General features: G+C 61.6%; 9 protein-coding genes and 1 pseudogene. 8 read left to right on the top strand and 2 right to left on the bottom strand.

Annotated features, from left to right (window positions below; genetic code table 11):
• Positions 1-4 precede the first annotated feature (4 nt).
• Positions 5-922, top strand: a pseudogene (ligD, locus tag BLM15_RS28985) (non-homologous end-joining DNA ligase); the annotation flags it as partial.
• Positions 923-1,903: 981 nt separating this feature from the next.
• Here ligD and BLM15_RS32425 read toward each other — a convergent pair.
• Complete coding sequence (locus BLM15_RS32425; protein WP_442859489.1) at positions 1,904-2,143, bottom strand: DUF982 domain-containing protein; 240 nt, start codon at positions 2,141-2,143, stop codon at positions 1,904-1,906.
• 267 nt (positions 2,144-2,410) lie between these two features.
• Positions 2,411-2,677: a hypothetical protein gene (locus tag BLM15_RS31205; protein ID WP_126116783.1), complete on the bottom strand. Its 267-nt coding sequence runs from the start codon at positions 2,675-2,677 to the stop codon at positions 2,411-2,413.
• 103 nt (positions 2,678-2,780) lie between these two features.
• Here BLM15_RS31205 and BLM15_RS31200 point away from each other — a divergent pair, with 103 nt between their 5' ends.
• The 7 genes from BLM15_RS31200 (at position 2,781) to BLM15_RS31175 (ending at position 9,267) form a co-directional block, all read left to right on the top strand.
• Positions 2,781-2,987: a hypothetical protein gene (locus BLM15_RS31200; protein WP_126116782.1), complete on the top strand. Its 207-nt coding sequence runs from the start codon at positions 2,781-2,783 to the stop codon at positions 2,985-2,987.
• 532 nt (positions 2,988-3,519) lie between these two features.
• On the top strand, positions 3,520-3,672 hold the full coding sequence (locus BLM15_RS31560) for a hypothetical protein (protein WP_164547750.1): 153 nt from the start codon (positions 3,520-3,522) through the stop codon (positions 3,670-3,672).
• A gap of 377 nt (positions 3,673-4,049) precedes the next feature.
• Positions 4,050-4,646 carry a winged helix-turn-helix domain-containing protein gene (locus tag BLM15_RS31195; protein WP_164547749.1) on the top strand — a complete coding sequence of 199 codons (597 nt, stop codon included), beginning with the start codon at positions 4,050-4,052 and terminating at the stop codon, positions 4,644-4,646.
• Entirely contained in the window at positions 4,606-6,663 is a 2,058-nt protein-coding gene (locus BLM15_RS31190; RefSeq protein ID WP_126116780.1) for an ATP-binding protein, read from the top strand. Before BLM15_RS31195 ends, BLM15_RS31190 begins: the two co-directional genes overlap by 41 nt.
• Before the next feature lie 236 nt (positions 6,664-6,899).
• Positions 6,900-7,724, top strand: coding sequence for an alpha/beta fold hydrolase (locus BLM15_RS31185; protein WP_126116818.1), 825 nt, complete (start codon positions 6,900-6,902; stop codon positions 7,722-7,724).
• Positions 7,725-7,816: 92 nt separating this feature from the next.
• The gene (locus BLM15_RS31180; RefSeq protein ID WP_126116779.1) at positions 7,817-8,347 is read left to right on the top strand and encodes a type 1 glutamine amidotransferase family protein; all 531 of its coding nucleotides are present in this window, start codon (positions 7,817-7,819) and stop codon (positions 8,345-8,347) included.
• A complete protein-coding gene (locus tag BLM15_RS31175) occupies positions 8,344-9,267 on the top strand; it encodes an MBL fold metallo-hydrolase (RefSeq protein WP_126116778.1) in 924 nt (307 codons plus the stop codon). Before BLM15_RS31180 ends, BLM15_RS31175 begins: the two co-directional genes overlap by 4 nt.
• Positions 9,268-9,275 lie beyond the last annotated feature (8 nt).

Below are 9,275 nucleotides of genomic sequence, written 5' to 3'. Positions count from 1 at the left end.
GGCACGGATTGAGCCCTGCTTGGCTCTCCTGCAGTCGAAGGCGCCGACAGGGCGGACTGGGCCTTTGAAGTTACGTGGGACGGCTATCGCCTGGCGGTCCATCGTGACGCTGGCGGCGTGCGGATTATCACCGCGGCGGCCATGACTGGACGCATCGCTTCCCCTCGATCGCGGCTGAGGCGGCTTCATCCTCGACGCTGGCAGCTTCATCCTCGATGGCGAGGCGGTGGTGCTCGACGGAGCCGGCCGAGCCGATTTCGGCTTGCTGCAGCAGGCGCTCGGCGGTCGCGGGCAAGGCGAACGCCGAGCGCGCCATGCTCTACGCCTTCGATTGCTCTATCTCGACGGTCACGACCTCACCCGAATGGCGCTGAGCGAGCGCCGCGACATGCTCGAGGGACTGCTGGCCGGCGAGACCGGGATGATCCGGCTGAGCGAAGAAGTCGAGGCTGACGGGGCGGCGTTCCTGGAACAGGCCTGCAAGCTCGGGCTCGAAGGCATCATCGCCAAGCGCCGTGACGCGCCCTATAGCCCCGGCCGCGGCGGCGATTGGCTCAAGATCAAATGCATCCAGTCCGACACCTTCCTAATTATCGGCTATGAGCCATCCAGCGCGGCGCTTGGCGGCATCGGCCGGTTGCTGCTGGCTGGCCATGGCAATTACGGCCTGGTCTATGTCGGCAGCGTCGGCACCGGCTTCACTCACACGAGCGCAACGGCGCTGCGCAAGCAGCTCGACCGGATCACGGCAGCTTCGCCGCCGGCGCGGGGCATCGGCACGAAGGGCGTGGTCTGGGTGAAGCCGAAGTTCGCGGCCGAGATCGCCTATCGCGGCTGGACGCATGACGAGAAGCTGCGCCACGCCTCGTTCAAGGGGTTGCGCGAGAAGGCGGACGAGGCGACGGTCTACCGCCTCGGATGATGTCCGTCCAGCTCGCTTCAATGCGGCTGTGGTTGCGAGCTTACTAGTCTACGGCGAAGCCTGGCCTATGTGAGGTGCCATGTCACCGCCACTATAGCCGACGAGTACTCGTTTGAGATCGGGTGCGTACTCATGTTCGCGTCGTGGTGAATGTAAATTGTCTGCGTGTTGCTATAAAACCCAACAGTAAAGCCCGCAAATCACACGATTATGCTATATATTTCAAGCTTTTGTCGAAACGCATCGAAAATCAAGGGGCAGCAGCTTGCGCATCGAAATGATGCCAAGTAGGGTGACGTTGGGTTTATAAAAATGATTTTCAGCTTTTTTGCCAAAAAGATTCTCAGATTGCAATTTGGAGAGTGAAATGTTTTATCTTCGAGCGAGCAATTCGCAATGGTTAACTACATCCAACAGATACTGTCTGTTGACAAGCGACATTAACAATCGTCTTCAGATGTGGGATTCAGATTCTAACCATTCAGATTCTCGATTGGGAGCGCCGGGATGGCAATTCGGTAACATGATTAATAACTCAGTGCTTGGTACTTGGGATACTGCCGCCTATTTTCTTGACAACAACTCCTGGTCGTCGGGAGGAATACCAATAGCATACTTGGATAATGGTCAGATTTGTCAAAAGGACGATCAAAACAAACGCCTTTGCCAAAGCGGGAGTCAATGGATATATTGGTCTGTGACGCCAAATGACCCTGGTGTTGACTATTTAGCATTCCACAAGGTTGATGTTCCTCGGAGGAGGCGCGAGCGGCATCTGCTGCTCACCCATCGGCCATGACATCCGTTGAACAGCCCCCCAATGCATAATAATCGCACCCGACATGCCCTTTGTTGACCGAGCCGGCGTGCCTTAGCGGCGTTCAACGCTCATCCAAGATGTGTTCCACGATGGGCCCCGTCAGCTTCAGGATCAGCTGGCGGGGCCTTCATTTGGCGCTGTCGCCCAGCTACGAGACGACGCTAAGACGCCACGGCCGATATTACGCCTCTGCCTTGTGGGCCCTCGTATAGGCAGGGGCCGAATGCGGCGACGTCGGGGCGAGGATGTCGTACTTCTCGGCAAGGGTAGCAAAGATGCCTCGCACGGTTTCCCGCCTCGACCTCGCCACGCATCGCAGCAAGGCAGGCCTTTATCGCGAACTCATGAGCAGGGTCGCGCTTGCTCGGGGGCCAGTCGACCAGAAACATATAGGCTTCCATCACCGATGAGATTGCCGCGGGGTGCCCGAGGCCAACCAGGATAATGACCGGTCGTTCGAAGTGCTCTGAATCTTTCGAGCGCAAGCCCCCGCTGTTTCGGCGGCGAAATGGGAATGTTGCCATAGCCATATCCTCCTAAAAGCAACATGGATCCGGGTTTAGGGCGCCTCATTTTGGAGGCGGAAATTGATTTGGTAACGAGTTCCGGCGCTGCAAGACCCGCGTGCCATAGTCTGACGGGGCAAAGCTCCGCCGTGAATGAGGCTGCTATGCGCCTGATTTGCGGGCGATGCTCTGGTCGCGGCCTATCTGTCGATCCACGATCTCATAATGCTCATTGATACTGCCACGAGACATCAGGTTCTTGCTGCCGCATTTCGAGCAGCGGTAGCGCAGGCAGATATCCGGAACAGGCAGATCGTCGGGCAGCCCATCCATGCTGATCTCAGCGTGATGCAGGCAGTCGTTGCACCAGACCTCGGCGCGCTGAAGCCCTCGCGCTCGATCGGAGCCGACCGTCGCCGGCTGCGCCATCGAGCCGTCCTATTGTAGGCGCGGCGAGGGTTTCGGATGGCATCAGGGTTGACTCTTCGCCGGGCTAGTTCTCATTCTGTTCTCATATCTGGGGATACGGAACATGTCAGCCGAGCCATTGCCGGAGCGCGACGAATTGGAGTGCGAGCTCGTCGAATTGATCGACGCGCATGCCAGCGAACGCGCCGCTTTGAGGGTGACATACGAGAAGTTGAAGATCGTGCTGGCGGACGCCGACCGGGCGGTGTCGAAGGGCTTCATCCAGGGGGTGTTCTCGGAAGGCGCCAGGCCGCCGCGCGAGGCCATCTGATGTATGACGCCCATGGAACCGTCGAACGAAGACACCTCGCTGCTAGACTTTCCTTGGGGTGGTGGTGCGCTTCCGCTGCCAATTCTGCACCCGCAGCAAGGACGCCCGGCTGGCTGGCTTGGCCTGGGTGTACGGCACAATTGACTCAGCTGAGCTCTCACCCCCCACGATGAGCGCAACCGCCTTCCCTGCTCGCCCATTTTCCAAGGCTGGATTCCGTTGGGCAAGTGCCATCTTGCGACCAACCTACCCCTGAACAGTTCTGGATAGGCGAAGAGGCCAGTGGCGCCGCCCGTATGCCAGAAGACCACGGTTTCGTCGGGCGCAAAGGCGCCGCTCCTCACGCGAGAGAAGGCCCGCCATCGCCTTGCCGGTGTAGACCGGGTCGAGCAGAATCCCTTCGGTGCGTGCCACCAGTTCAACGGCCTCGATCATCGCGGGGGGTCGGCTGGCCATAGCCGGGACCGACCTGGGCATCATAGATCTCCAGTGCGGCGATGTTGCCCCTTAGGCGACCCTCCAGGTCGAAAATTTGCTGAACCAGCCCATACACGATCGCATGTGCCTGCGCGGCTGGCGGCCGCTCTCGCCCGACGGCAAGGGCATCAACATTCTCGGCCGCGAAAGCGGCTATAAGCTTGCCGACGCCGTCCAGCCCGGACGCACCGCGGCTTGGAAGATCTGAGGCGCCCTTTGCGCCAGGAGCCGACATTGGACCGTTATCCGGAAGCGGACCTCCCCGACCGGGTTCGCTGACTTGGTTATCGACCCACGCGCGCTCGTAGCCGCTGCGGATTATCCCGCCGTTGACCCTGATGGACACGCTCTGGTTTAGGGGCGAAGGCGACCATTGAGGACGCCTATTGGGGGCGATTACCCTGCGGCATCGAAAGTCGGGGTTCAAAGCGCGGTCGCTACCTGCGACTTTGGATTGCTCCGCCATCATGGGACACGACGTTGCCAGCGGTATCGATCCAATTCGGTCCATTTTGTCTCGCACCACGCGAAAGGGTGCTGAGCGCGCATGGCGAAGTCGTAAAGGTCGGAAGTCGAGCGCTCGATTTGCTGTTCGCGCTCGCGTCGCGGCCAGGCGAAACGATCAGCCACGACAACCTCGTGGCTCAGGTCTGGCCCGAGACGTTCGTCGATCCCGGCAACCTGCGAGTCCATGTCGGCGCGTTGAGAAAGGTACTCGCGGCAGTCGACCCCACGATTGAGTACATCGCGAACGTACCTGGACGGGGCTACTGCTTCGTCGCGGCAGCCAACACGGTTACAGCATCCGTCGAGCCCTCGAACACGTCCGCAGCTGGCCACTTTGCCATTCCGGCGCTCAACCTGATCGGCCGGAGCGAGATCCTGAATGCCCTTCTCCAGCAATTGCAACGCCAGCGGATCGTATCGCTGGTCGGAGCGGGCGGGATCGGCAAGACGACATTGGCGATCGCAATGATGGCCAGAGCCGCTGACGATTTTCCCGATGGCTTCGCCTTGATCGATGTGGGGACAATAGCCGATCCCGCGCATCTCCTTCCGGCCGTTGCGGCGGGCGCCCGCTGCGTAATCGGGTCATTGCGGCCCCTTGAGGAATTGGCGGAGAAAACTCGCAGGTCGTTCGATGCTCATCGTGCTCGACTGCTGCGAACATTTGATCGATGACGTCGCGCGTTTGGCGGATGCGCTGGCGGTCGCTCAGTCGGTCAAGCTGCTGGTGACCAGTCGCGAACCGCTGCGGGTGATGAATGAGTGGGTCTGCCGGGTTCCGCCGCTCGACATCCCAACTGAGAACGAAGCTCTTACCGCAAGCACAGCTCTTGAATATGAGGCGATTCAGCTCTTCGTAGACCGCGTCGCGCAAGCTCAGGGCGGTTATGAGCTCTCCGACATAGACGCTCCTCTGGTCGGCGAGATTTGCCGGCGATTGGACGGCCTTGGACTGGCCATCGAGCTGGCTGCGGGTCGTATTAGCTTGTTGGGCATACGCGGGCTCCGAGACTCGCTGCGCGAGAGTTTCGATACCCTGACGGGTGGGAGGCGCACCGCCCTCCCGCGTCATCAAACCCTCAAGGCCGCAATCGACTGGAGTTACAATCTCCTGACAGCCGAGCAGCGAACCGTCTTGAACCGTCTGTCGGTGTTTAGCGCCGGCTTTTCGCTGCCGGCGGCGAGGGCTGTGGCTTCGCCGGGAGCCGCCATCGGCATTGAAACCTGCTTGGCGGACCTCGTCGCCAAATCCCTCATCGTCGCCGATCTGTCCCTCGAGCCCGTGCGCTACCGCTTGCTCGACATGACCCGAGCCTATGCGGCCGCGGCGCTGCGTTCCTCCGGCGAGGAGCAGAGTGCAGCCTCCAGGCATGCGGCACATTTCCTGACGGTCTTTGAGCAGGCAGCGGAGCAGTGGCAAACGCGCGAGCCGTCCAATTGGGTGTCCCATTATCAGCGAGAGCTGGGCAATCTGAGAGCGGCGCTGGATTGGGCGTATTCTCCAGCCGGGAACAAAGAGCTGGCCGTCGCTCTCACGATCGCCGCCATCCCCTTCTGGCAGCAGTTGTCCCTGGTCGACGAATGCCTTGCTCGCGTGCTGCAGGCGCTCGACATCATCGACCAGGACACTCAACCGAGCCAAACGATGCAACTGCTCGGAGCGCTGGGATTTCCCCATATGCGGCCCGTCCCCGATCGACCATCCGGGGCTGTGGCGTGGTCGCGAGCCCTTTCGATTGCCCGTGCAATTGACGATGTGGATTTCCAGCTGCGCGGCCTCTGGGCGATGTGGGTCGACCGCGTCAATGCGGGCGAGCCGCGGCCTTCGCTTGAGCGGGCTGAGGAATTCCATGAACTTTCGCTTCGGTCGACGGACCAGGCCGATCGCCTAATCGGTTTGCGAATGCGGGCGAGATCACAGCATCTGCTCGGTGAACATGCGGCTGCAGAGCAGCACATCCGGCTGATGCTCGAGGCTTACGAACCGATCTTCGGCCGCGCCCACATGGCGCGGTTCCAGTACGATCAACTTGTCACCGCCCGGATTACGCTAGCCCGGCTGTTGTGGCTCCGGGGCAGCGAAGACCAGGCGCTCGCGGAGGTCGATGACATGATCGTCGCCGCCAAAGCCTCGGGCCACAACCTGACGTTATGCCATGCCTTGGCCGATGCGGCCTGCCCCTTGTCGCTCCTCGCGGGAGATCGCGATCGGGCAGAACGCTACCTCGCCATGCTGAAGGATGGCACCCGGGAACACGCGCTGGACGTCTGGCACACCTATGCAGAGTGCTATCAGGCTCACCCGCTCTTGGGAGGCGGACAAGACGGGGAAAATCTCCGCTGCGCGGTTTCCGGTTTGGACCGGCTGGCGGCAAGTGGATTTCAGCTCTACCGCACGTTCTTCCAATTCGTCATCGCCTCGGCGTTGATGGCTTCGAGCAGGCATTCCGACGCCATCGCGATGTTGGAAGACGCCGAACAGCGCTGTGCGCGAACGGGTGAAGCCTGGCTGTTACCCGAGCTCATGCGACTTCGGGCGCGGGCGCTTATCGACATGGGCCGGTCCGATCTGAACGTGGAAGCGCTCGTTGCGGAATCGAGCGCGTTAGCCCGCCAGCAAGGCGCCGTCGCCTGGGAGCAGCGATCGGGCCAACTGTTGCGCGATGTGACGCGGGCGCTTCACACCGCTTAACATCGATTCACTGGTTTACACCGCCGCGCCAAGCGACCTTCACCTCACGCCAAAGGACGCCGTGTCCTGACTGGCCGAGGAGGAGAGACGCAGTGAACACCTCACCGAACCCCTCCGCCATCAGCCGCCGTGACCTGCTCGCGGCCGCCGCCGCGACCACGGTCCTCGTGGCTTCGTCAGCTGCGGCGCAGGCCGCGCCGTCAGCGCATTCCCTCAATTCCGAAGGAACCCAAACGATGGGCACGATCAAGACGAAGGATGGGACCGAGATCTTCTACAAGGATTGGGGCTCCGGGCAGCCCATTGTTTTCCATCATGGCTGGCCTCTCAGCGCAGATGATTGGGACAGCCAGATGCTGTTCTTCCTGCATCACGGTTTCCGGGTCATCGCGCATGACCGACGCGGGCATGGCCGCTCGACGCAGACCGCGACTGGCAACGAGATGGACACCTATGCCGACGACGTCGCGGCGCTGACCGAAGCGCTGGACCTCAAGGCAGCCATCCATGTGGGCCATTCGACGGGAGGTGGCGAGGTCGCTCGCTATCTCGGCAGGCACGGAACGGCGCGCGCCGCGAAAGCTGTTCTCATCGGCGCCGTTCCGCCAGTGATGGTGAAGTCGGAACACAATCCCGGCGGCCTGCCCATCGAGGTCTTCGACGGCTTTCGGGCGGCCGTCGCGGCGAACCGCGCGCAGTTCTATCGCGATGTCCCGAGCGGACCATTCTATGGCTTCAACCGGCCGGGCGCAAAGGTTTCGCAGGGCGTCATCGACAACTGGTGGCGACAGGGGATGATGGGGGGCACGAAAGCTCAATACGACTGCATCAAAGCATTTTCGGAAACCGATTTCAGCGCCGACCTGCGCAAGATCGATATCCCTGTCTTGGTGATGCATGGCGACGACGATCAGATCGTGCCGTTCGAGGATTCCGCCCCGCTTTCGGTCAAGCTGCTCAAGCAGGGAACACTGAAGGTCTACAAGGGCCTGCCGCACGGGCTCTGCACGACCCATCCAGACATCGTCAACGCGGACCTGCTGGTGTTCTTCAAGAGCTGACCGGCCTTCTCGCGGCCCCTGCACGAAAGCCTGGCGCATTTGCCTGGCGAGGAAAGCGCGCCCGGGCAGCCGGCAAGAGGGAGACGATATCCATGCGGCCGCAGCGTGTGGTGCTCATCATCGGCTCGGCGGACGGCTCGGAGACCGCCGAGAGATCGGTGTTCGTGGAGGTCTATTTCGGGCTGAGGGACAAAGGGATTGAAGTCGTGATCGCCTCAGCGCAGGGCGGTCACGCCTGGACCTCTCGACCGACGCGCAACGAAATCGAGACCCTCCCACTGCTCGATCGCTTCTGGTCGGACCAGACGGCCCGGGACGATGTGTCGAACACGCTGCGGCTCGACGAGATTTTTGTGCAGGATTTCGACGGCGGCTTCTGCATCGGCATCCCCGGAGCGCTCTGGCAAACCGACACGAACACGCCGGCCGCCACTCTCATCGCTCAATTCATGAATGCCGCCAAAGCCGTCGTCATCCTGACCGACCAGATCGATATCGCGCCGGATGGCGCCGGCCACGGCCTCTTGATCCTCGGCGGCCGTGATTGGCCACCCGAAGCTGCAGTCCTAGCATTGCTTGCCGCCATTCGCCCCCGACAAACCCGCGAAGGAGACGTGCCATGACTATCGACCGCCGTGGCTTCCTGACTGCAGGCGCCGTTCTCTCCGTCCAATGCTCGTGGCCGCACGCAGCCTATGCCGAACTGCCTTTGCATCGGCTCCAGCACGGCGTGTTCGACGTGACGGTTCTGCGTGACGGAAGCTTCCCGCTTCCAGCCGCGATTGTCGCGCCGGATGCCACACCCGCCCAGTGGACGACCATAGAGCAGAGACTCGGCGGCGGTGCCGGATCGATCGACGCCAAGGCCAATGTCCCGCTGATCCGTTCAGGCAATGAGCTGATCCTGGTAGACGTCGGTGGCGGCGGGAAGTTCCAGCCAACCGAAGGCCGTCTGGCGCAATCTCTCGCCGCTGCGGGCCACGATCCTGCGGAGATCACCAAGGTTCTGTTGACCCACGCCCATCCCGATCACCTGTGGGGGGCAATCGGTCCCGATGGGCGGCTGCGCTATCCCAACGCGACCTACTACATTGCTGCGGCCGAATGGGATTTCTGGATGGATCCCGACTTTCGGTCGACCCTGCCCGACGCCCTGCACCCGTTCGCAAGGGGCGCGCAGCGAGACTTGTCAGCGATACGCGAACGGCTCGTTGCCGTGAAGGATGGCGACGAGGTCGGGGCCGGAATTCACGCAATCGCCACGCCCGGCCATACGCCAGGCCATATGTCATACGCCTTCGAAGGCCCAGAGGCGCTCGTCATCACCGGCGATGTGGTGACGAACGAAATCGTCTCCTTCGAACACCCGCGTTGGCGCTTTGGCAACGACACCGATCCTCAGGCCGCGATCCAAACAAGGGCCGCCTTCGTGGACCGCATCGCCTCCGATCGACTGAAGCTGCTCGGCTATCATTTCAGCTATCCCGGACTTGGCACCGTCGAGACGAATGGAGCGGCCTACCGTTTCGTTCGCGGCGCATGAGCTTCGTC

It is taken from the genome of Bosea sp. Tri-49, assembly GCF_003952665.1.
GTDB lineage: Bacteria > Pseudomonadota > Alphaproteobacteria > Rhizobiales > Beijerinckiaceae > Allobosea.
Note: the sequence above shows the minus strand (reverse complement) of the source record. Positions and strands in the feature narration are given on the sequence as shown.

Excerpts from the sequence above, each read along its gene's own strand:
- BLM15_RS32425 (WP_442859489.1), bottom strand. The coding sequence starts at position 2,143 with ATGGAAGCCTATATGTTTCTGGTCGACTGGCCCCCGAGCAAGCGCGAC.
- BLM15_RS31205 (WP_126116783.1), bottom strand. The coding sequence starts at position 2,677 with ATGGCGCAGCCGGCGACGGTCGGCTCCGATCGAGCGCGAGGGCTTCAG.
- BLM15_RS31200 (WP_126116782.1), top strand. The coding sequence starts at position 2,781 with ATGTCAGCCGAGCCATTGCCGGAGCGCGACGAATTGGAGTGCGAGCTC.
- BLM15_RS31190 (WP_126116780.1), top strand. The coding sequence starts at position 4,606 with ATGCTCATCGTGCTCGACTGCTGCGAACATTTGATCGATGACGTCGCG.
- BLM15_RS31185 (WP_126116818.1), top strand. The coding sequence starts at position 6,900 with ATGGGCACGATCAAGACGAAGGATGGGACCGAGATCTTCTACAAGGAT.
- BLM15_RS31180 (WP_126116779.1), top strand. The coding sequence starts at position 7,817 with ATGCGGCCGCAGCGTGTGGTGCTCATCATCGGCTCGGCGGACGGCTCG.
- BLM15_RS31175 (WP_126116778.1), top strand. The coding sequence starts at position 8,344 with ATGACTATCGACCGCCGTGGCTTCCTGACTGCAGGCGCCGTTCTCTCC.